Source organism: Mesorhizobium sp. ZC-5 (assembly GCF_025753855.1).
Classification (GTDB): Bacteria; Pseudomonadota; Alphaproteobacteria; order Rhizobiales; family Rhizobiaceae; genus Neomesorhizobium.
Map to the genome: position 1 here is coordinate 217,525 of NZ_JAOWPT010000003.1, position 18,782 is coordinate 236,306.

At 63.5% G+C, this 18,782-nt stretch carries 24 protein-coding genes; 14 read left to right on the forward strand and 10 right to left on the reverse strand.

Annotated elements, in window-relative coordinates; translation table 11 throughout:
- Window positions 1-180: 180 nt before the first annotated feature.
- Together rpsR and rpsF are read right to left on the reverse strand one after the other, a co-directional pair.
- Entirely contained in the window at window positions 181-429 is a 249-nt protein-coding gene (rpsR, locus tag OHD58_RS09610; RefSeq protein ID WP_019170551.1) for a 30S ribosomal protein S18, read from the reverse strand.
- Window positions 429-923 carry a 30S ribosomal protein S6 gene (gene rpsF / locus OHD58_RS09615; protein ID WP_263802995.1) on the reverse strand — a complete coding sequence of 165 codons (495 nt, stop codon included), beginning with the start codon at window positions 921-923 and terminating at the stop codon, window positions 429-431. Before rpsF ends, rpsR begins: the two co-directional genes overlap by 1 nt.
- 322 nt (window positions 924-1,245) lie before the next feature.
- Between rpsF and OHD58_RS09620 the strand changes: the two genes are divergently transcribed.
- Complete coding sequence (locus tag OHD58_RS09620; RefSeq protein ID WP_263802996.1) at window positions 1,246-1,506, forward strand: hypothetical protein; 261 nt, start codon at window positions 1,246-1,248, stop codon at window positions 1,504-1,506.
- A 26-nt stretch (window positions 1,507-1,532) separates the two neighbouring features.
- On the opposite strand, the gene OHD58_RS09625 is transcribed toward OHD58_RS09620, so the two are convergent.
- The 4 genes from OHD58_RS09625 to ilvD form a co-directional block, all read right to left on the reverse strand.
- Complete coding sequence (locus tag OHD58_RS09625; RefSeq protein ID WP_263802998.1) at window positions 1,533-1,838, reverse strand: hypothetical protein; 306 nt, start codon at window positions 1,836-1,838, stop codon at window positions 1,533-1,535.
- A 156-nt stretch (window positions 1,839-1,994) separates the two neighbouring features.
- The gene (locus OHD58_RS09630; protein WP_263802999.1) at window positions 1,995-3,329 is read right to left on the reverse strand and encodes a DUF2778 domain-containing protein; all 1,335 of its coding nucleotides are present in this window, start codon (window positions 3,327-3,329) and stop codon (window positions 1,995-1,997) included.
- 222 nt (window positions 3,330-3,551) lie between these two features.
- A complete protein-coding gene (locus OHD58_RS09635) occupies window positions 3,552-4,793 on the reverse strand; it encodes a flavin monoamine oxidase family protein (protein WP_263803001.1) in 1,242 nt (413 codons plus the stop codon).
- A 39-nt stretch (window positions 4,794-4,832) separates the two neighbouring features.
- Window positions 4,833-6,674, reverse strand: a complete 1,842-nt coding sequence (gene ilvD, locus OHD58_RS09640; protein ID WP_263803002.1) for a dihydroxy-acid dehydratase — start codon at window positions 6,672-6,674, stop codon at window positions 4,833-4,835.
- 322 nt (window positions 6,675-6,996) lie between these two features.
- Between ilvD and fabD the strand changes: the two genes are divergently transcribed.
- The 11 genes from fabD to OHD58_RS09695 all read left to right on the forward strand — a co-directional run bounded on the left by fabD (window position 6,997) and on the right by OHD58_RS09695 (window position 15,222).
- Window positions 6,997-7,935, forward strand: a complete 939-nt coding sequence (gene fabD / locus OHD58_RS09645; protein WP_263803003.1) for an ACP S-malonyltransferase — start codon at window positions 6,997-6,999, stop codon at window positions 7,933-7,935.
- Between the two features lie 67 nt (window positions 7,936-8,002).
- Window positions 8,003-8,224: a DUF6290 family protein gene (locus tag OHD58_RS09650; RefSeq protein ID WP_263803004.1), complete on the forward strand. Its 222-nt coding sequence runs from the start codon at window positions 8,003-8,005 to the stop codon at window positions 8,222-8,224.
- Window positions 8,208-8,474 carry a type II toxin-antitoxin system RelE family toxin gene (locus tag OHD58_RS09655; RefSeq protein WP_263803005.1) on the forward strand — a complete coding sequence of 89 codons (267 nt, stop codon included), beginning with the start codon at window positions 8,208-8,210 and terminating at the stop codon, window positions 8,472-8,474. The genes OHD58_RS09650 and OHD58_RS09655 overlap by 17 nt, the downstream gene beginning before the upstream one ends.
- 26 nt (window positions 8,475-8,500) lie before the next feature.
- The gene (gene fabG / locus OHD58_RS09660) at window positions 8,501-9,238 is read left to right on the forward strand and encodes a 3-oxoacyl-[acyl-carrier-protein] reductase (RefSeq protein ID WP_263803006.1); all 738 of its coding nucleotides are present in this window, start codon (window positions 8,501-8,503) and stop codon (window positions 9,236-9,238) included.
- 187 nt (window positions 9,239-9,425) lie between these two features.
- A complete protein-coding gene (locus OHD58_RS09665) occupies window positions 9,426-9,662 on the forward strand; it encodes an acyl carrier protein (protein ID WP_263803007.1) in 237 nt (78 codons plus the stop codon).
- Window positions 9,663-9,699: 37 nt separating this feature from the next.
- A complete protein-coding gene (gene fabF / locus OHD58_RS09670; RefSeq protein WP_263803008.1) occupies window positions 9,700-10,962 on the forward strand; it encodes a beta-ketoacyl-ACP synthase II in 1,263 nt (420 codons plus the stop codon).
- 94 nt (window positions 10,963-11,056) lie between these two features.
- Window positions 11,057-12,244 carry an endolytic transglycosylase MltG gene (mltG, locus tag OHD58_RS09675; protein WP_263803010.1) on the forward strand — a complete coding sequence of 396 codons (1,188 nt, stop codon included), beginning with the start codon at window positions 11,057-11,059 and terminating at the stop codon, window positions 12,242-12,244.
- 32 nt (window positions 12,245-12,276) lie between these two features.
- Window positions 12,277-13,164, forward strand: coding sequence for a YicC/YloC family endoribonuclease (locus tag OHD58_RS09680; RefSeq protein ID WP_263803011.1), 888 nt, complete (start codon window positions 12,277-12,279; stop codon window positions 13,162-13,164).
- Between the two features lie 3 nt (window positions 13,165-13,167).
- Window positions 13,168-13,827 (forward strand): guanylate kinase, encoded by a 660-nt coding sequence (gene gmk / locus OHD58_RS09685; RefSeq protein ID WP_263803012.1) that lies wholly within the window; start codon window positions 13,168-13,170, stop codon window positions 13,825-13,827.
- A 25-nt stretch (window positions 13,828-13,852) separates the two neighbouring features.
- Window positions 13,853-14,461, forward strand: a complete 609-nt coding sequence (locus OHD58_RS09690; protein WP_263803013.1) for a class I SAM-dependent methyltransferase — start codon at window positions 13,853-13,855, stop codon at window positions 14,459-14,461.
- Between the two features lie 2 nt (window positions 14,462-14,463).
- Window positions 14,464-15,222, forward strand: a complete 759-nt coding sequence (locus tag OHD58_RS09695) for a sulfite exporter TauE/SafE family protein (protein WP_263803014.1) — start codon at window positions 14,464-14,466, stop codon at window positions 15,220-15,222.
- 18 nt (window positions 15,223-15,240) lie between these two features.
- Here the strand turns inward: OHD58_RS09695 and OHD58_RS09700 are convergent, their stop codons facing one another.
- Together OHD58_RS09700 and OHD58_RS09705 are read right to left on the reverse strand one after the other, a co-directional pair.
- Entirely contained in the window at window positions 15,241-15,765 is a 525-nt protein-coding gene (locus tag OHD58_RS09700; protein WP_263803583.1) for a GNAT family N-acetyltransferase, read from the reverse strand.
- Window positions 15,766-15,784: 19 nt separating this feature from the next.
- Window positions 15,785-16,138, reverse strand: a complete 354-nt coding sequence (locus tag OHD58_RS09705) for an ASCH domain-containing protein (protein ID WP_263803015.1) — start codon at window positions 16,136-16,138, stop codon at window positions 15,785-15,787.
- A gap of 94 nt (window positions 16,139-16,232) precedes the next feature.
- Here OHD58_RS09705 and OHD58_RS09710 point away from each other — a divergent pair, with 94 nt between their 5' ends.
- Both OHD58_RS09710 and OHD58_RS09715 read left to right on the forward strand, forming a co-directional pair.
- Window positions 16,233-16,487, forward strand: a complete 255-nt coding sequence (locus OHD58_RS09710) for a type II toxin-antitoxin system Phd/YefM family antitoxin (protein WP_263803016.1) — start codon at window positions 16,233-16,235, stop codon at window positions 16,485-16,487.
- Window positions 16,487-16,933, forward strand: a complete 447-nt coding sequence (locus tag OHD58_RS09715) for a type II toxin-antitoxin system VapC family toxin (RefSeq protein WP_263803017.1) — start codon at window positions 16,487-16,489, stop codon at window positions 16,931-16,933. The genes OHD58_RS09710 and OHD58_RS09715 overlap by 1 nt, the downstream gene beginning before the upstream one ends.
- 7 nt (window positions 16,934-16,940) lie before the next feature.
- On the opposite strand, the gene rsmA is transcribed toward OHD58_RS09715, so the two are convergent.
- Window positions 16,941-17,765 (reverse strand): 16S rRNA (adenine(1518)-N(6)/adenine(1519)-N(6))-dimethyltransferase RsmA, encoded by an 825-nt coding sequence (rsmA, locus tag OHD58_RS09720; RefSeq protein WP_263803018.1) that lies wholly within the window; start codon window positions 17,763-17,765, stop codon window positions 16,941-16,943.
- On the reverse strand, window positions 17,762-18,772 hold the full coding sequence (gene pdxA, locus OHD58_RS09725; protein WP_263803020.1) for a 4-hydroxythreonine-4-phosphate dehydrogenase PdxA: 1,011 nt from the start codon (window positions 18,770-18,772) through the stop codon (window positions 17,762-17,764). The genes rsmA and pdxA overlap by 4 nt, the downstream gene beginning before the upstream one ends.
- Window positions 18,773-18,782: the final 10 nt, after the last annotated feature.

Sequence of the window (18,782 nt, forward strand, 5' to 3'; positions counted from 1 at the left end):
TTTGCGGCGTCGGCCGCGGTAAAAATCGGAACAGGTCAGGAAGAGAAAGGACGCAGATTGCATCCGGTTTCGCTGTCCTGCCTGTCGGCAGTTAGAGGCCGTTGCCGGCCCCAACTCGGGATTTTGTCCGCTCCCGAAGCGGTTGATACCGGGGACAGTAAAAACTGTCCCCGGCGCTGTTTACTTCACCACGTAGGGCAGCAGGCCGAGGAAACGGGCGCGCTTGATCGCCTTGGCGAGTTCGCGCTGCTTCTTCTGGCTGACGGCGGTGATGCGCGACGGCACGATCTTGCCGCGCTCGGAAATGTAGCGCTGCAGGAGACGCACGTCCTTGTAGTCGATCTTCGGTGCGTTGGCGCCGGAGAACGGGCAGGTCTTGCGGCGGCGATGGAACGGGCGCCGGGTGGGGATCTGGTTGATGTCGACCATTATTCTGCACCCCCTTCAACGCCTTCGCGCGGACGGCGCGGGCCACGGTCGTCGCGGTCGCCGAACGAGCGCGGCGGACGGTCGCCGCGATCGCCGCGGTCACGGTCGCCGAACGAGCGCGGCCCACGGTCACGATCGCCGAAACCACGGTCGCCGCGGTCCGAGCGCTCTTCGCGCTTCTGCATCATCGCCGAAACGCCTTCCTCGTGCTTGTCGACCTTGATGGTCAGGAAGCGCAGCACGTCTTCCGAGAGGCCCATCTGGCGTTCCATCTCGTTGAGGGCTGCCGGAGGGCAGGTGAGGTCCATCAGTGTGTAGTAAGCCTTCCGGTTCTTGTTGACCCGGTAGGTGAGGGACTTCAGTCCCCAGTTCTCGACCCGGCCGACCGACCCGCCATTCGCTTCGACGACACCCTTGTACTGTTCGACAAGCGCGTCGACCTGCTGCTGCGAGAGGTCCTGACGGGCAAGAAACACATGTTCGTATAGAGCCATTGTCTTGCCTTTTCTTCGTTTCTCTCCCGGTTCCCGGCGGCTAAAGCCTCTGCAACTTCTCTGATCCCTCGAGGGCCAAAGGCCACCTCAGGAGAAGAAAGGCGCATGTCGAGACGGTCGAGAGCGGAGACACGGGAGGCGGAAGGCTTTTGCCTTCGCGACGGCGGTTTCCTTGCGAAAACCTCCGGCCCTCCGTTCAGCCCCCAGCTGGGACCGGCAGATTGCGGTGGCTCTTACAGGAGGCTTGAGGGAAAGGCAAGCGCGGCCCGTGCCGCGGCAGCAATGCCTTTGTCTTGCCGAATTCGGGTAGCCTGCTGCGGCTATGAAGAATCTTCTCCTCGCCGCATTGCTGCTCAGCGCGGGCTGCGCGGCCGGCGCCGTCACTTTCAGCGGCAACGAGGCCGGAACTTCGATCCGTGGATCGCTGAACGGCAGACAGGTTGCGCTGCGCGTCGATGCGGACGGCACCACGACCGGCACCATCGGAGGCGAGGCGGTCAGCGCCTGGACCGATGCCGACGGCCGCACCACCGGCACGGTCGGCGGGCGGGCGTTTTCGTGTTATCGCGGCATCTGCCGGTAGCGTTTGTCGCGGACCGGCGGCGAGGGTCAAATACCCGATCCGTAGAGTTCCTCGGCGTCCTCTCCTTCCCAGGGTGCCGGTATATCGGCGCCGCCGGCATTCGGCGCGGGCAACGGCATCCAGCATTTCAGTTCCGGGTCGGCGTATCCGATGATCTGTCCGGGGTGGGAATCGGCGGAGCGCCAGCCCTCGATGCCGAACTGGTCGGCCCGCGACCAATAGGCCACGTCGATCTCGGCCGGACCCTGCTCCGTGGGCCTCACTGTCACTAGGATGCGGCTGCCGTCCCTCGGCGCATTCTTCATGTGGCGCCATGGATTGGCTTCGTCCATCACAAAACACTCCCTGTATCATGCGCGCCGGTATAACCGACGCATGCTTCCGCGGAAGGTTAGGATATGTCGGACGCCAGCGCCATGGTCAGGATGCCATGGTCGGGATGGAAGTGTCCCGAGGCACCGCACACGAGGCGACGGGAGATGCGAGGGTCAGGCGCTGCCGCCGTTCTTGGCGACACGCACATTGCCGCCGCCACCATTGCCCGGCACCACGACAAGCTGCCTGACCTTGCCCTGCTTGAAGGCGTTGAGAAAGCGCTTGTAGTCCTTGAAGGCGACGCAGCCATGCGATTCCGCGCGACCGCCGCGCAAGAGATAGCTGTGCGTGAGGAAGCCGTCACGGCCATGCTTGTTCTTGCCGTCGACCGGCAGCATGCGGATGGCTTCGACGCCGTGAAAGCGCTTTTCGCGCATCTTGAGATTGTAGGTGTGCGGCGGCGTCGGCCCGTTCATCTTGACATGCACGTAGCGCGGATTGTCGGCCATCTTGCCGATGCCCGAATGCGCCTCGAGCACGCTGCCGTCGGGCATGTAGACCTTCGCCGCGCTGATGTCGTAGACGGCGACGCCATTGCCGGCCTTCGGGCGGTTGAAAAGCTTCCGGAACGTGTTGCCGAGACCGCCGCCGGAGTGGTCCCGATCCGGATTGTTCGGTCGCGCGAAGGCGAGCTTCTGTTCCTTCGCCTTCGGCGCCTTTTCGACGAGTTTCAGTGCGTTGGGCGCTTCCGGCTCCTCGTTGGCCGGCTGAGCCGGCTTTGCCGCCTGTTCGGTGCGCGGGCGCGGCATCGGCAGCGGCACGTCGGACGGCATTTCCTCGCTGTCGGGCAGGATCGCCGTATCGTCCTCGACGCCGAAATCGGATTCGTCCCCGTAAATTTCGCTGTCGTCCATTGTCGGCGCGACGGTCGAAAGTGCGGCAAGCGCGCCGGCGCTGCCGGCCTGTGACGGGTCGGCATAGGCCATTGCCAGGTGCGGCAACTGGCCGATAGCCGGGGTTAGCGACGCGAAACGTTCCGGCGCCGGTGCCTTCAATTTCCTGGCCGACGCCCTTGCCGTCTTTACCGGCTTGGTGGTGCCGAACAGGCTTGCCAGCTTCTCCGGTGTCAATGCCGCCTGCTCGACCACGCGGTCGAAGCGCTGATCGAGCGTCGCGTTTGCCGCCGGCGCGAAACTGGCGGCGGCACTGCCTTTCAGGACGTGGCGCGCGGCTTTTTCGGCCTCGATGGTGGGCTTGGCGGCAGAGGCCTGATGTGCCGACGCCACGGCGAGCCTTTCGGCCTTTGCCGACTCGCCACCGCTGTCCAGCGCGGCCACGCGGCGGTCCGATCGACCGGTGGTGGCGAGAAACTGCCGTTTCGAAGCGCTGAAGGAGAAGGAACTGGATTCGGAGGCCAGCGAAGCGCCGGCGGTGAGCATGTTGTGACTGGCCCACAGGGCTCCACCAGCAAAGGCGGTGCAGAAGGAGGTGACCAGAAGCAGGCGCATCAACCCGCCGAAAGACTTCGAGTGAACAAAGCTACTCAACACAAACGTACCAACCAAATTTTATTCGGAGCACCCCAAACTGGTATGCCGTTAAGGAACTGTTAATCCCCGAATTGTCCCCGTTTGACCATCAGTCCGTCAAAAGATGGGCAAATATGGTTAAATTTTGCTTTGCGATCCAGTCTAAATGTTGGGCGAGCGTATTTCGGGCCGGATCGTCCGTCAAATCGGCTTGTCCTTGCGCGCCGAAAGCACCTGATCCGCGGCAGTGATTCCGGTGAGGTAGGCGCCGTGCGCGGTGGAGAAATCGTGTTTCGAGCAGGCCTCGCCGGCGAAGAACAGCCGCCCGTCGACTGGGGTGGCAAGGGTCGCGCGGCAATCGGCCTTGCCGGGCAAGGCGCAGGAATATGAGCCGCGCGAAAATGGATCGGCGAGCCATGAATGGTGATGGATGGGCTTCACCCGGCGCGCGAAATCGTTGCCGAACAGGCCGGTGAGTTCGCTGACGGCGAAGTCGTGGAATGCCGCCCGGCCGCCGGCTTCCAGGCCGGCCGCCAGCCCACCGCCGAAATAGCATTCGATCAGCGGCCGGTCGAGCGGCCTCACCTGGTAGGCGGCGGTTTCGGTGCGGTCGGTGCGGCCGTTGAAGCTGCGGTCCGTGTCGAATTCCTCGGCGTTGGAGAGCGAGAGATACAACTTGTCGGCCAGCCCGAGCGGCAACCCCGCCGCCGCCTCGGTCTTCTCCGGAAGTGCAGGGGCGAACACCAATTCCTCCTTGGCGAGCAGGCTGGTCGGCAGGGTGACGATCGCGGCATCGGCTGTGACGGTGCCATCTGCCGTCTCGATCGCCAGGCGTTGTCCGCCGTGGTCGACGCGACGGACAGGGCAGCCGAGCACGACGCGCAATCCGGCGGCATGGGCAGCGACCGTAGCGCCGTATCCTTGCGGGATCCGCCAGTTGACGCCGTCGTCGGCGTAACGGCCGAGATCGCGGGCCGACACGCGATCGAGCTCGACGCCGCTGTAATAGGTACTGACCGCGTCGATGAGTTTCGCCCAGCGTCCGGACAGGTCGACGAAAGCGGAGGCGGGGCGGTCGGGTTCCGCGTCGCCAAACTCGCCCACCCGGTGGCGGAATGCCTCCAGGGTTTCAACAAAATCGGCACGGTCGGCGGCCGAATAGGCGGAATTAAACAGTGGCCGCGTCCATGGCGGCGGCGAACGGTCGATGGCGCGGCCCTGCGCTTGTGCGATCTCCACCCAGGGATTGCGCTCGGCCGAATGCAGCCAGCCACAGCCGAGATCGACAGGAACATCGCGGTCTATCGTCCAGGCGCGGCCGCCAAGCCGCTGCCGCGCCTCGATGAGGAGGCAATCAACGCCGGCGTCGTGCAAGCGGCGCGCCGCGGCTATACCCGCCGCGCCGCCGCCGATCACCACCACTTCGGTATCGCCGCCAGCCATGATTCGGGCCTCGACCAGATGTTTCGGCCCGCTGTGTCGCTATTCGGCGTCGCCCAGATCCCGGACCGCGCCGCGCGCGGCACTGGTGGCGAAGGCGGCGTAGACGCGCAGCGCGTCGGTGATCTTGCGTTTGCGCTTTTCCACCGGCTTCCAGCCCTTCGCGTCCTGTTGGGCGCGTCGCGCGGCAAGTTCCGCGTCGTCCACCGCCAGATGGATCGTCCGGTTCGGGATGTCGATCTCGATCCTGTCCCCTTCGCGCACCAGGCCGATCGTACCGCCGTCTGCCGCTTCCGGGGAGACGTGGCCGATGGACAAGCCCGAGGTGCCACCGGAAAAACGCCCGTCCGTCAGCAGCGCGCAGGCCTTGCCGAGGCCTTTCGACTTCAGATAACTGGTCGGATACAGCATTTCCTGCATGCCGGGGCCGCCGCGCGGGCCTTCGTAGCGGATGACGATGACGTCGCCCTCATTGATCTGGTTGGACAGGATCGCCTTCACGCTGGCGTCCTGGCTTTCGAACACTCGCGCCGGACCGGAAAACTTCAGGATCGACTCGTCGACGCCGGCCGTCTTCACGATGCAGCCGTCGATGGCGACGTTGCCCTTCAGCACGGCCAGTCCGCCGTCCCTGGAGAACGGGTTCTCGGGCGAGCGGATGGCGCCCGTCTTACGGTCGAGGTCGAGTTCGGCCCAGCGGTTGGATTGCGAGAAGGCCTGGGTGGTGCGCACGCCGCCGGGCGCCGCCATGAAGAACTGGCGCACATTCTCCGAATTGGTGCGGCTGATGTCCCACTGGTCGAGCGCATCGCCGAGCGTGACGGCGTGGATCGTCGGCTCTTCGCGGTTGATCAGCCCGGCCCGGTCAAGCTGGCCCAGGATCGCCATGATGCCGCCGGCGCGGTGGACGTCTTCCATATGCACGTCGTTCTTCGCCGGTGCGACCTTGCACAGCACCGGAACTTTTCGCGACAGCGCGTCGATGTCGTCCATGGTGAAGTCGACGCCGCCCTCATGCGCGGCGGCCAGGATGTGCAGCACCGTGTTGGTCGAGCCGCCCATCGCGATGTCGAGCGCCATGGCGTTCTCGAACGCCGCCTTGGTGGCGATGGAACGCGGCAGGGCCGTCTCGTCATCCTGCTCGTAATAGCGGCGGGCGAGATCGACGATCAGGTGGCCGGCCTCGACGAACAGGCGCTTACGGTCGGAATGGGTGGCGAGCGTCGAGCCGTTGCCGGGCAGCGACAGACCGAGCGCCTCGGTCAGGCAGTTCATCGAGTTGGCGGTGAACATGCCCGAGCATGAGCCGCAGGTCGGGCAGGCTGCTTCCTCGACAGCCTGCACTTCTTCGTCGGAATATTTGTCGTCGGCCGCCATCACCATGGCGTCGACCAGGTCGAGCGCCTGCAGCTTGCCCTTGACCATCGCCTTGCCGGCTTCCATCGGGCCGCCGGAGACAAACACCACGGGGATATTGAGGCGCATCGCGGCGTTCAGCATACCGGGTGTGATCTTGTCGCAGTTGGAGATGCAGACCATGGCGTCGGCGCAATGCGCGTTGACCATGTATTCGACCGAGTCGGCGATGATCTCACGGCTGGGGAGCGAATAGAGCATGCCGTCATGGCCCATGGCGATGCCGTCGTCGACCGCGATGGTGTTGAATTCCTTGGCGACGCCGCCGGCGCTTTCGATCTCGCGGGCGACAAGCTGGCCGAGATCCTTGAGGTGCACATGGCCCGGCACGAACTGCGTGAAGGAATTCACCACCGCGATGATCGGCTTGCCGAAATCGCCATCCTTCATGCCGGTGGCGCGCCACAGGCCGCGGGCGCCGGCCATGTTGCGGCCGTGGGTGGTGGTACGAGATCTATAGGCGGGCATTTGGGCTTCACCATGCTGGAAAAAGAAAGACGCCAGAGGCGCGAAGGCGATTGATAGCGGCATTCGGAAGCGGGCGCAAAGGAAAACCGTACCCGCGGGTACGGTTAGCGATCGCTGCTCGCTTTGCAGACAGTATCGTAACCGTTCTTGCCGGAATCGCGCTCCACCTGCCGGCAGCGGAGGCGACCACGGTCTTGCCGCGCTCGCGAACCCAGGTTTTCGAGGATGGAAAAGACCTGTTCGGAGCTTTTGCTGTAGCCCTTGACACATCTCCCCTGCTTGCCGCACAGGCTTGGCGTCGAAGCGGCGGAGAAAGCGGAAAATGGCGATCGCATTCACCTTTCCAGGGCAGGGCAGCCAGGCTGTCGGGATGGGGAAGGATCTGGCGGAAGCGTTTCCCGAAGCGCGCGCCGTATTCCAGGAAGTCGACGACGCGCTTGGTGAAAACCTGTCCAAGGTGATGTGGGAAGGCCCCGAGGAGACGCTGACGCTGACCGCGAACGCGCAGCCCGCTCTGATGGCGGTGTCGCTGGCGGCTTTGCGGGCGCTGGAAGCGCGCGGTTTCGTCCTGAAGGACAAGGTTGCCTACGTGGCCGGCCATTCGCTCGGCGAATATTCGGCCCTTGCCGCGGCGGGAATGTTTTCCGTTGCCGATGCCGCGCGGCTTTTGCGCATTCGCGGCAACGCCATGCAGGCGGCGGTACCAGCCGGCGAGGGCGCCATGGCCGCGGTTCTGGGACTCGAACAGGCGGACGTCGAGGCAGCCTGCGCGGAGGCAGCACGGCAATCGCCCTGCCAGATCGCCAACGACAATGGCGGCGGGCAATTGGTGATCTCGGGGGCGAAGGCGGGCGTCGATCACGCGGGGCGGATCTGCACCGAGAAGGGCGCCAAGCGTGTCATCATGCTGTCCGTGTCGGCGCCGTTCCACTCGGAATTGATGGCGCCAGCGGCGGAGATCATGCGCAATGCGCTGGCCGAGGTGAAAAAGCAGGCGCCGCTGGTGCCGGTCGTGGCCAACGTGGTGGTGAAGCCTTTGACCGACGTGGAGGAAATCGTCGCGCGTCTCGTGGAGCAGGTGACGGGCCGGGTGCGCTGGCGCGAAACGGTCGAATGGTTCGGGCAGAACGGCGTGACCACGCTCTATGAAGTTGGGTCGGGTAAGGTTCTTTCTGGCCTGGCGCGGCGCATCAACCGCGACATCGCGACCTCCGCCATCAATACGCCGTCCGATGTCGAGGCGGCGCTGGTGGCGCTCTGATCCGCGTCAGTTGTGAAAACAGGATAGATGCGATACATTGAATACATGTATCGCATAAGGTTTCGAGATGCCCACATCCATCAGACTGTCGGAAGAGACCGAGACGCGCCTGAATGCGCTTGCCCAACGCACGGGACGCACCAAAGCCTATTATCTGCGTGAATTGGTCGAACGTGGCTTAGAGGACCTCGAGGATTATTACCTTGCTGTGGAAGTCATGGAACGGGTGCGCCGCGGTGAGGAGGAAATCCTGAGCGACGAGGAGTTCTGGCGTGACTTGGACGCTTGAATACACGCGTACCGCACGCAAGGCCGTTGACAAGCTGGATCATCAAAGTCGCGATAGAATTAAAGAATTTCTCCGAAATCGGTTGGCGAAACACCCTAACCCAAGGGAACTGGGTAAGGCACTAAAGGGCTCTTTTGCTGCTTATTGGAGTTACCGAATAGGGGATTTTCGCATCATCTGCGATATCCAGGATAAGAAGCTCGTCATTCTTGTTGTCGCGATTGGAAATCGGCGAAACGTGTACAGATAGCCGATTTGAAGGAAAAGGTTTCACAGATGTTCGACTTGACTGGAAAGAAGGCGCTTGTCACCGGGGCTTCGGGGGGAATCGGCGAGGCGATCGCCCGGGTGCTGCATGCGCAGGGCGCGATCGTCGGGCTGCATGGCACGCGCGTAGAGAAATTGGAGGCGCTGGCGGGCGAACTCGGCGACCGGGTCAAGCTGTTCCCGGCCAACCTGTCCAATCGCGATGAGGTGAAGGCGCTGGGCCAGAAGGCCGAGGCCGATCTCGAAGGCGTCGACATTCTGGTCAACAATGCCGGCATCACCAAGGACGGGTTGTTCGTGCGCATGTCCGACGAGGACTGGGATGCCGTCATCGAGGTCAATCTGACCGCCGTGTTCCGGCTTACCCGCGAACTGACGCATCCGATGATGCGCCGGCGTTATGGCCGCATCGTCAACGTCACCTCGGTGGTGGGCGTCATGGGCAATCCGGGACAGGCGAACTACTGCGCCTCGAAGGCCGGCATGATCGGCTTCTCCAAATCGCTGGCGCAGGAGATCGCCACCCGCAACGTTACGGTCAACTGCGTGGCGCCCGGCTTCATCGAATCGGCCATGACCGGCAAGCTGAACGACAAGCAGAAAGAAGCGATCATCGGCGCCATCCCGATGAAACGCATGGGCACCGGCAGCGAAGTCGCCTCCGCGGTCGCCTATCTGTCGTCGAGCGAAGCCGGCTACATCACCGGCCAGACCATTCACGTGAATGGCGGCATGGCGATGATCTAATTCGTCGGGAAAAGGCGGCGTTTGCCTTGGACGCGAACGGTTTTTGGTGTAATGCGCCCCGCAAGCCGGTGTTTCGGGGTTGATTGCCCCGCAGCATCCCTCCGCGTTTGCGGAAACAATCTTTCAGCTTGATTAGCGGCAATCGGGCCGCTAACGAAGACAAATTAACAGAGACGAGGGTTCCCCCATGAGCGATACCGCAGAACGCGTCAAGAAAATCGTTGTCGAGCATCTTGGCGTGGAAGCCGACAAGGTCACTGAGGCGGCAAGCTTCATCGACGACCTTGGCGCAGACAGCCTGGATACGGTCGAGCTCGTGATGGCGTTCGAAGAAGAATTCGGCGTCGAGATCCCGGACGACGCGGCCGAGACCATTCTCACCGTGGGCGACGCCGTGAAGTATATCGACAAGGCGTCGACCTGACGTCTACCAGAACTCCACCGGCATCCGAGAGCCTGCAATGAGGCGCGTCGTCGTCACCGGCATGGGTCTGCTCTCCCCGTTCGGGGTGGGCGTCGAGCACGGATGGAAGAACATCCTGTCGGGCAGAAGCGCTGCCCGGCGGGTTACGGAATTCGAGGTCGAAGACCTGCCGTGCAAGATCGCGCACATCATTCCGCGCGGCGACGGCAGCGACAATACCTTCAATCCCGAAGCAGTGCTTGAACCCAAGGAACTGCGCAAGATCGGCGATTTCATCCTCTACGGCATCGCCGCCGCCGACGAGGCGCTGGCTGATTCCGGCTGGAAGCCGGAAACCGACGAAGACCGCAACGCAACCGGCGTGATGATCGGCTCCGGCATCGGCGGGATCGAAGGGATTTCCCAGCAGGCGCTGATCCTGCACGAGCGCGGCCCGCGCCGTGTCAGCCCCTTCTTCATTCCCGGCAACATCATCAACCTGGTCTCCGGCCAGGTCTCTATCCGGCATGGGCTGAAAGGCCCGAATCATGCCGTGGTGACCGCCTGTTCGACGGGGGCGCATGCCATCGGCGACGCGGCCCGGCTGATCATCTTCGGCGACGCCGACGTGATGTTGGCCGGCGGTGCGGAATCGCCGGTGACGAGGCTGTCGCTCGCGGGCTTTGCCGCCTGCCGCGCACTGTCGACCGACCGCAACGACACGCCGGAACAGGCGTCGCGCCCCTATGACCGAGACCGCGACGGTTTTGTCATGGGCGAGGGCGCCGGCGTAGTGGTCCTGGAAGAACTCGAGCATGCCAAGGCGCGTGGCGCCAAGATTTACGCCGAAGTGACCGGCTACGGCTTGACCGGCGATGCCTATCACATCACCGCGCCAGCCGAAGACGGCGACGGTGCCTATCGCTGCATGGCGGCCGCGCTGAAGCGCGCCAAGCTGACGGCCGCCGACGTCGACTACATCAACGCCCACGGCACATCGACGATGGCCGATACGATCGAGCTTGGCGCGGTCGAACGGCTGGTCGGCAACGCCGCCTCGAAAATCTCGATGTCGTCGACCAAATCGGCGATCGGCCATCTTCTCGGCGCCGCCGGGGCCGCCGAAGCGATCTTCTCGATCCTGGCCATCCGCGACAACATCGCGCCGCCGACCATCAACCTCGACAATCCAGCCGTCGAAACCGCGATCGATCTCGTGCCGCACAAGGCGCGCGAACGCCAGATCGATGTCGCGCTTTCCAATTCATTCGGATTCGGCGGTACGAATGCCTCGCTGGTGTTCCAGCGCTACACCGGCTGAGTTGCGCCGCAAGGCGCGCCTCTGCCGTGAATTTTGCCAAATTGGCATTTAGTCTCTCGGCGGGACTCATCGAAAGAGAAAGTGCTGTGGGAAGATGAATACCACTCCGGCGAACCAGGGCGATTTCGGCCAGCGTACCACCCCTCCGAACCCGATCGTTCCCAAGTCGGCGAGCGATGCGCTGCGGCCCGAAACCGGCACACCGCCTCCGGCCAAGGCGAGGCGCTCGAAACAGTCGCGCAACCAGTTCGTGGTTTTCCTGAATTTTCTGATGTCGGCGATCATGATGGTGACGCTCGCCGCGGGCCTCATCGTCTATTTCGGCAAGCAATCGTTTGAGGCACCTGGCCCGACGGCGACCAACAGCACCTTTCTGGTAAAGCCGAGCACCGGCGTGTCCGAAATCGCCGACCAGCTCGAGCGGCGCGGCCTGATAACCGACGCGCGCGTCTTCCAGGTTGGCGTGCGCGCCTACGGCAATAACGGTTCGCTGAAGGCCGGCGAATACGAAATCAAGGCCGGCGCCTCGATGCACGACATCATGGAAGTGCTGAAGAGCGGAAAATCCATCCTTTATTCGCTGACCATTCCGGAAGGCCTGACGGTCGTCCAGGCCTGGCAGCGTATCGCCGACAGCGAAGCTTTGAGCGGCGAGATGCCGGCATCGATGCCGGTGGAAGGAACGCTTGCCGCCGATACTATGCGTTTCACCCGCGGTACCTCGCGCCAGCAGGTGGTCGACAAGATGCTGGCCGACCAGAAGAAACTGGTGGAGGAAATCTGGGAACGCCGGGCCGAAGGCCTGCCGATCGCCAGCGTCGACGAATTCGTGACGCTCGCCTCCATCGTCGAGAAGGAAACCGGACGCGGCGATGAACGTTCGCGCGTCGCTTCGGTATTCATCAACCGGCTGAACAAGAACATGCGGCTGCAGTCGGATCCGACGATCATCTACGGCCTGTTCGGCGGCAAGGGAAAACCTTCCGACCGTCCGATCCGGCAGTCGGACATCGACAAGGCCACGCCCTACAATACCTATGTGATCAACGGCCTGCCGCCGACGCCGATCGCCAATCCGGGCAAGGCGGCGCTCGAGGCGGTCGCCAATCCGTCGCAGACCAGCGATCTTTATTTCGTTGCCGACGGTACCGGTGGGCACGTCTTTGCCGCGACGCTGGAAGAACACAACGCCAACGTGGCGCGCTACCGCGCCTTCGAGAAAAAACAGGCGGAAGAGGCGGCGAAAGCCGGAGGAAACGCGGAGCCGGCGGCCGCGCAGTAACGCGGACGGACGCAGGCGGATTGGGGGGATAGATGCCTTTGCAGAGCATGACGGGCTTTGCACGGTCGTCCGCCAACGAAGCGGGCGCCGTCATTGCGTGGGAAGTCAAGTCGGTCAACGGCAAGGGTGTCGAGGCGCGGCTGCGCCTGCCGCCCGGTTTCGAGCGCATCGAGGCGCCGGCTCGCCAGGCCATCCAGAAACGGTTTTCGCGCGGCAACATCCAGGCCGCGTTGACCATCGCCAAAGTCGGACTCCAGGTGCAGCCCGTGGTCAACGAGTCGTTCCTGAAGGACCTCGCGGGGCTCGCCAAGCGCCTCGAGGAACAGTTCGGCGCGACGCCACCCAGCGCCGACGGGCTGTTGGCCTTGCGCGGCGTGCTGGAACTGCCCGAAACGATCGAGGACGAGGAGACGCGTGCGGCGACCGACGCGGCGATCCTGACCGCGCTCGACAGCGCGCTTGCCGGGCTGGAACAAGCACGCCTGGCCGAGGGAGCGGCACTCGGCGAATTGCTTGCCGGCCACATCGACACCGTCGAACTGCTGACCCACCGCGCCGAGATCGACCCATCGCGCGAGCCGGCAATGATCCGCGAACGCATCACCGAGCAGGTGCGCCTGTTGATGGACGCCAGCGCCAATCTCGATGAGCAGCGCCTGCATATGGAGGCGGCGTTCCTGGCCACCAAGGCGGATATCCGCGAGGAAATCGACCGCTTGAAGACGCACGTCGCCTCGGCGCGCAAACTGCTTGCCGATGGTGGACCGATCGGCCGCAAGCTTGATTTTCTGGCGCAGGAATTCAACCGCGAATCGAATACGTTGTGCTCCAAGGCGAACGCTGCCGCGGTTACCGCCGCCGGGCTCGAACTGAAGGCTGTCGTCGACCAGTTTCGCGAACAGGTCCAGAATCTGGAGTGACGAATGACCGCCCAAGACGCATCCGCCGCAATCCGCCGCCGCGGCCTGATGCTCGTCCTGTCGTCGCCATCCGGCGCCGGTAAATCGACGATCGCTCGCAACCTTTTGGAAGAGAAGGAACTTGGCCTTTCTCTCTCGGTCAGCGTCACCACGCGGGCGCGCCGGCCAAGCGAGATCGAAGGCGTCCATTACCACTTCGTCTCCAAGAAGGAGTTCGACCGGCTGCGCGATTCCGATGCGCTGCTGGAATGGGCCGAGGTGCACGGCAATTTCTATGCGACGCCGCGCGAGCCGGTCGAGGCGGCAATGGCCAAGGGCCAGGACATGCTGTTCGACATCGACTGGCAGGGTGCCTTGCAGCTCAAGGAAAAGATGCGGGCAGACATCGTCTCCATCTTCATCCTGCCGCCGTCGATGCAGGAACTGAAGGCACGGCTGAAGCGTCGTGCGGAGGACCAGGAAGCCGTCATCGAAACAAGGCTGACCAATGCCCGCGTCGAGATCGAGCATTGGCGCGATTACGATTTCATCATCATCAACGACGATCTGGATCGTGCCTATACCGAGGTGCGGGCGATCGTCACGGTGGAGCGCTTGCGCCGCGACCGCCGGCCGGGGCTGTTCGACTTTGTCTCGGGCCTGCTCGACGAGAAGGTGGTTTAGCCCGACATCCGGCGGAGGAGATCCCGTGGCAGCCAAGGACCCGACGACCCTGGCCTTCTACGCGACGGAAGCGGAGGCCTATGCGGACCGCCAGGGCGGCGTCGACGACGCGCGCCTCGATCCTTTCCTGGCGAAGCTTCCGGTGGGCGCCGCCATCCTCGAACTCGGATGCGGCGGCGGCCAGGACAGCCAGGCCATGCTGGCGAGAGGCTTCGACGTCACGCCGACCGACGGCAGCGCCGAACTCGCGCATGAAGCCGAGAAACGACTGGGCAGACCGGTCCGCGTGCTGTTGTTCGGCCATCTCGAAGAAAAGGACAACTATGACGGCGTCTGGGCGAATGCCTGCCTGCTGCATGTGCCGCGCCGCGATTTGCCAGGCATCATAGAACGCATCCATGCCGCCCTGCGGCCGCGCGGTGTCTTTTATGCCAGTTTCAAGGCTGGATCGCGTGAAGGTCGCGACCGTTTTCAGCGGTATTATAATTATCCGTCGCCCGAGTGGCTGCGCGAGGTTTATGGCGCGTTTCAGTGGGACAGCGTCGAGATCGAAGCCGACATCGGCAGCGGTTATGACAGGGAGCCGACAAACTGGCTTCATGTCACCGCCCTGAAAGCCAGTGGTATGGCATAAGCATGCTTCCGCTGGCCGAAGTTCCACTCGATTTCGTTGCCGTCGTGGCGCTGATCTTCTTCATGGCCGGCATCGTCAAGGGCGTGACCGGAATGGGTTTGCCAACGGTGTCGATGGGCCTGCTCGGGGCCTTCATGCCGGCGGTGGCGGCCACCTCGCTGCTGTTGGTGCCGTCCTTTGTCACCAACATCTGGCAACTGCTTGCCGGGCCGAGCCTGCTCCATCTGGTGAAAAGGCTATGGCCGATGATGCTGTGCATCGTTGCCGGCACCATGGCCGGCGCGTCGCTGTTGACCGACGGCAACCAGCAATGGACGACTGCGGCACTCGGCCTGACGCTGGTCGTCTATGCCGGGTTCAGCCTACTCGCCCGCCAACTCTCCGTGCCGGCCCGCCTGGAGCGATTTTTGTCGCCGGCGATCGGCCTGGCGACCGGCATCGTCACTGGCGCAACCGGCATTTTCGTCATTCCCGCCGTGCCTTACCTGCAGGCGCTTGGACTGAGCAAGGACGATCTTGTCCAGGCGCTCGGCCTGTCCTTTACCGTCTCGACAATCGCACTGGCGCTCGGGCTGGCGCGCGGTGGCGCGTTGCAGGCCGACGGCCTGGTGCTGTCCGTGCTCGCGGTGGTGCCGGCCTTGCTCGGCATGTGGGCGGGACAGCGGCTGCGCGACAGGATCAGCCCGGCAACCTTCCGCCGCTGGTTCCTGATCTGCCTGCTGCTGCTCGGTCTCGAACTCGCGTTGCGATCGGCCTGGTAACGTCCCGCTGCGTGGCGGTTATGGCGCCAGGATCTCGTAGGCCACATTGTGGCGAAGCGGGTGCCCTTCCGGCAGGCCGGGATTGTCGAAATCGCCGATCCTGCGCATGCCGAGGCGTTCCATCAATCCCCAGGACGCCGTGTTGGCGGCAACGGTGAAACTCACCACGCGATCAAGGCGGAGCCTGCCGAAAGCATCATCGAGAACGGTCTGCGCTGCTTCCCGGGCAAGTCCCTTGCCCTGCCAAGCTGAGGAAAGACGCCAGCCGATTTCGATGGCCGGCGTGAAGAATGCTTCGAAGGGCACATGCATCATCCCGCACAGTCCGATCAGTGCGCCGCTACGGCGCTCTTCCAGCGCCCAGTATCCCCAACCGTGTGCGGCGAAATGCGCCTCGATGCGGTCGAGCATCGCATCCGAACCCTCGCGTGTGATCGGCGCCAGATAGCGCTGCACCTCCGGCTCCGCATTGATGGCGGCGAAAGAGGCGCGATCATCGGGCCGCCAATGCCTCAGGCGGAGGCGGGGACTTTCCATTTCCAGGTCAGCTTCCGAGTGCGTTTTAGCCATGGGTACTAGCCGGAAAATCATCGCGTCGACGTGTCTCGCCGGGCGTCAGGTATTCGATGACCTGCACCGGGTCGTCCCACTGGATATCGGGATAGTGTTCGCGCATGCCTTCGAGCATAATCGGTTTCGGCCACTCCTGTTCCTTGCCGACGAAAGCGGCGGCACTGGACAACGGCATGTCGGTGCAGCGCGTTACCCAGACGATTGCCGTTCTGGCAGGATCCCCGTCGCAAATGTAGCGCATGTACCCCGGTTCGATGCGAGCCTCTCTCCATCTTATCGTCGAGGTCTTTTCTCCGCTTTCGACCTGCGGAAAGAGGCGTGGGACAATTCCGAGCTGTTGCATGATTTGCTTCTCACTTCGCATTCGAATCTGTCGCCTTGAAATGCGGCCAAGAAAGTAGTACTTTTTAAAAAGAAAATACTACATGGAAACGACGATGCGTATGTCCTTCATGACCAGCGCTGCCTTCAACCAAAATCCGAGCAAGGCAAAGAAAAAGGCGGAAGAGCGGCCTTTGGTCATAACCGATCACGGCGAGGCAAGCTATGTGCTCGTGAGCTACGCCGAGTTCGAAGCTAACTGGCGGAAGCCAAAGACGCTCTACGATGCTTTGCGCGATCCCATAGCCACTGACGATAAGAGCTTCGAGCCGCCGCGCGTCAGCTTCGACGAGCGAACATTCGAATTCTGATGCCGTTGCTGCTGGACACGACCGTCATCTCCGCTGCCCGAAGAGTGGAGAAGCAGGAAATCGCGTTTCAGAACTTCATGCGGGATTTCGATGTGAATGAGGCATTCCTGTCCTCAATCTCGATCATGGAACTTCGTTTCGGCATTCAACGCGAAATGCACAGGGATCCCGAGTTCGCCGCTGATCTGGCAAGATGGCTAAACGAGGTCGTCCTGCCGGAATTTGCCGATCGTATCTTGTCATTCGATCTCGCAGTCGCACTGCGCGCCGGAGGCTTGCCCACGCCCGAGAAACGTCCGACCGCGGATGCTATGATCGCGGCCACGGCTCTGGAGCACAATCTGCACGTGGTTACGCGAAATATTGCTCATTTCGAAGCGCTTGGTGCGCCTTGCCTGGATCCGTGGCGCTATATGCCAAGGCCGGAAGCTAACAAAGAGGTTTGAGCTCGCGTCAGACCGCGTTCGCCAGCCGCACGAACTCCTCGATGCTCAGCGTCTCGGCGCGGCGCGTCGGGTCGATGTGCATGGCTTCGAGCAGCCGCTCGCCGCCCAGGCTCTTGAGGCTCTGGCGCAGCATCTTGCGGCGTTGTCCGAATGCCGCCTCGGTAACCCGGCCAAGCTTGCGCACGTCGGCGGGAAGCGGTGCTGCGCGGGGGATGAGATGCACCACCGAGGAGGTGACCTTCGGCGGTGGCGTAAAGGCCTGCGGCGGCACGTCGAAGGCGATCTTCGCCTCGGTCCGCCAGCCCGCGAGGATGCCAAGCCGCCCGTAGGCGTCATTGCCGACACGCGCGACGATGCGCTCGGCGACTTCGCGCTGGAACATCAAGGTCATCGATTCGTAGAAGGGCGGCCATTGCGGCACGGTGAGCCAGCGGATCAGCAATTCGGTGCCGATGTTGTAGGGCAGGTTGGCGACAATGCGCACCGGTTTATCGTCTGCCAGCGCGGAAAAGTCCGCTTTCAGCGCATCGCCGGCAATCACCTCCAGCCGGCCTGGATAGTGGGCCGAGATTTCGGCGAGAGCGGCGAGGCAGCGTTCGTCGCGCTCGATGGCGACTACCTTCCTGGCTCCATGCAGGAGCAATGCGCGGGTGAGGCCGCCGGGGCCGGGGCCGACCTCGATCACCGTATGCCGCGTCAGATCTCCAGCGGCGCGGGCGATCTTGCCGGTGAGGTTGAGGTCGAGCAGGAAATTCTGGCCGAGCGATTTCTTGGCGGCAAGTCCATGCCGCTCGATGACGTCGCGCAACGGTGGCAGGCCGTCGGCGCTCATGAGAGGCCTGTCGTGTGGCTGGAAAGGCGATGCGCCATCTTCAACGCGGCGATCAGGCTGTCGGGACGCGCCAAGGCCTTGCCGGCGATGTCAAAGGCTGTGCCGTGGTCGGGCGAGGTCCGCACGAAGGGCAGGCCGAGCGTCACGTTCACCGTTTCATCGAAGGCGAGCGCCTTGGCGGGGATCAGCGCCTGATCGTGATACATACAGATCGCCGCGTCGTAGCCGGCACGGGCGCGGGCATGGAACATGGTGTCGGCAGGCCGCGGGCCGACGGCATCGATGCCTTCCGTGCGCAGCTTCTCGACGGCCGGACGCACGATCTCTTCGTCCTCGCGGCCCATCGCGCCGCCTTCGCCGGCGTGCGGATTGAGGCCAGCGATGGCCAGCCGGGGCCGCGGGATGCGGAAACGGCCGACCAGGTCGGCAACGGTGATGCGGGACGTGGTGACGATGGCGTTCGTCGTCAGCGCCGCCGGCACGTCGGCCAGCGCGATGTGGATGGTCACCGGCACCGCGCGTAAGGTCGGCCCGGCCAGCATCATCACCGGGACAACCGGCTTGCCGGTTCTCTCCGCAGCCAGATGCGCGAGATACTCGGTGTGGCCGGGAAACTTGAAACCCGCGTCATAGAGCGGTTTCTTGGCGACCGGGCAGGTGACGACAGCGCTTGCGGCGCCATCGAAGACATCGGCTACGGCACGATCGATGGACTCGATGATGCCGGCCGCATTGGCCATGTCGGGTTTGCCGATCGTATCGGCAAACGGCGCCGTCAGGGGAACTACGGGCAGCGCATCGGCAAACACCGAGCCGACTCCGGAGGGCACGACTTCCCTGATCCTGACGTCAAGTCCCGCGGTGCGGGCCCGGGCTGACAGCAGCGCTGGATCGGCAATGAGGTAGAATGGCGGTACATTCGCGGCATCGCGCATGCGCCACGCCGCGATGGCGATTTCAGGAGAAATCCCGGATGGATCGCCGGCCGTCAATGCGAGAGGCGGCACGGCTTCTCCG

What these genes read in the sequence shown, in the direction of transcription:
- OHD58_RS09695 (WP_263803014.1), top strand. Translation starts at nt 14,464, where the DNA reads ATGCTTCCGCTGGCCGAAGTTCCACTCGATTTCGTTGCCGTCGTGGCG.
- OHD58_RS09705 (WP_263803015.1), bottom strand. Translation starts at nt 16,138, where the DNA reads ATGCAACAGCTCGGAATTGTCCCACGCCTCTTTCCGCAGGTCGAAAGC.
- OHD58_RS09630 (WP_263802999.1), bottom strand. Translation starts at nt 3,329, where the DNA reads ATGCGCCTGCTTCTGGTCACCTCCTTCTGCACCGCCTTTGCTGGTGGA.
- fabF (WP_263803008.1), top strand. Translation starts at nt 9,700, where the DNA reads ATGAGGCGCGTCGTCGTCACCGGCATGGGTCTGCTCTCCCCGTTCGGG.
- fabD (WP_263803003.1), top strand. Translation starts at nt 6,997, where the DNA reads ATGGCGATCGCATTCACCTTTCCAGGGCAGGGCAGCCAGGCTGTCGGG.
- OHD58_RS09715 (WP_263803017.1), top strand. Translation starts at nt 16,487, where the DNA reads ATGCCGTTGCTGCTGGACACGACCGTCATCTCCGCTGCCCGAAGAGTG.
- OHD58_RS09665 (WP_263803007.1), top strand. Translation starts at nt 9,426, where the DNA reads ATGAGCGATACCGCAGAACGCGTCAAGAAAATCGTTGTCGAGCATCTT.
- mltG (WP_263803010.1), top strand. Translation starts at nt 11,057, where the DNA reads ATGAATACCACTCCGGCGAACCAGGGCGATTTCGGCCAGCGTACCACC.
- OHD58_RS09625 (WP_263802998.1), bottom strand. Translation starts at nt 1,838, where the DNA reads ATGGACGAAGCCAATCCATGGCGCCACATGAAGAATGCGCCGAGGGAC.
- gmk (WP_263803012.1), top strand. Translation starts at nt 13,168, where the DNA reads ATGACCGCCCAAGACGCATCCGCCGCAATCCGCCGCCGCGGCCTGATG.
- OHD58_RS09620 (WP_263802996.1), top strand. Translation starts at nt 1,246, where the DNA reads ATGAAGAATCTTCTCCTCGCCGCATTGCTGCTCAGCGCGGGCTGCGCG.
- OHD58_RS09710 (WP_263803016.1), top strand. Translation starts at nt 16,233, where the DNA reads ATGCGTATGTCCTTCATGACCAGCGCTGCCTTCAACCAAAATCCGAGC.
- OHD58_RS09650 (WP_263803004.1), top strand. Translation starts at nt 8,003, where the DNA reads ATGCCCACATCCATCAGACTGTCGGAAGAGACCGAGACGCGCCTGAAT.
- ilvD (WP_263803002.1), bottom strand. Translation starts at nt 6,674, where the DNA reads ATGCCCGCCTATAGATCTCGTACCACCACCCACGGCCGCAACATGGCC.
- OHD58_RS09680 (WP_263803011.1), top strand. Translation starts at nt 12,277, where the DNA reads ATGCCTTTGCAGAGCATGACGGGCTTTGCACGGTCGTCCGCCAACGAA.
- rpsR (WP_019170551.1), bottom strand. Translation starts at nt 429, where the DNA reads ATGGTCGACATCAACCAGATCCCCACCCGGCGCCCGTTCCATCGCCGC.
- rsmA (WP_263803018.1), bottom strand. Translation starts at nt 17,765, where the DNA reads ATGAGCGCCGACGGCCTGCCACCGTTGCGCGACGTCATCGAGCGGCAT.
- fabG (WP_263803006.1), top strand. Translation starts at nt 8,501, where the DNA reads ATGTTCGACTTGACTGGAAAGAAGGCGCTTGTCACCGGGGCTTCGGGG.
- OHD58_RS09635 (WP_263803001.1), bottom strand. Translation starts at nt 4,793, where the DNA reads ATGGCTGGCGGCGATACCGAAGTGGTGGTGATCGGCGGCGGCGCGGCG.
- rpsF (WP_263802995.1), bottom strand. Translation starts at nt 923, where the DNA reads ATGGCTCTATACGAACATGTGTTTCTTGCCCGTCAGGACCTCTCGCAG.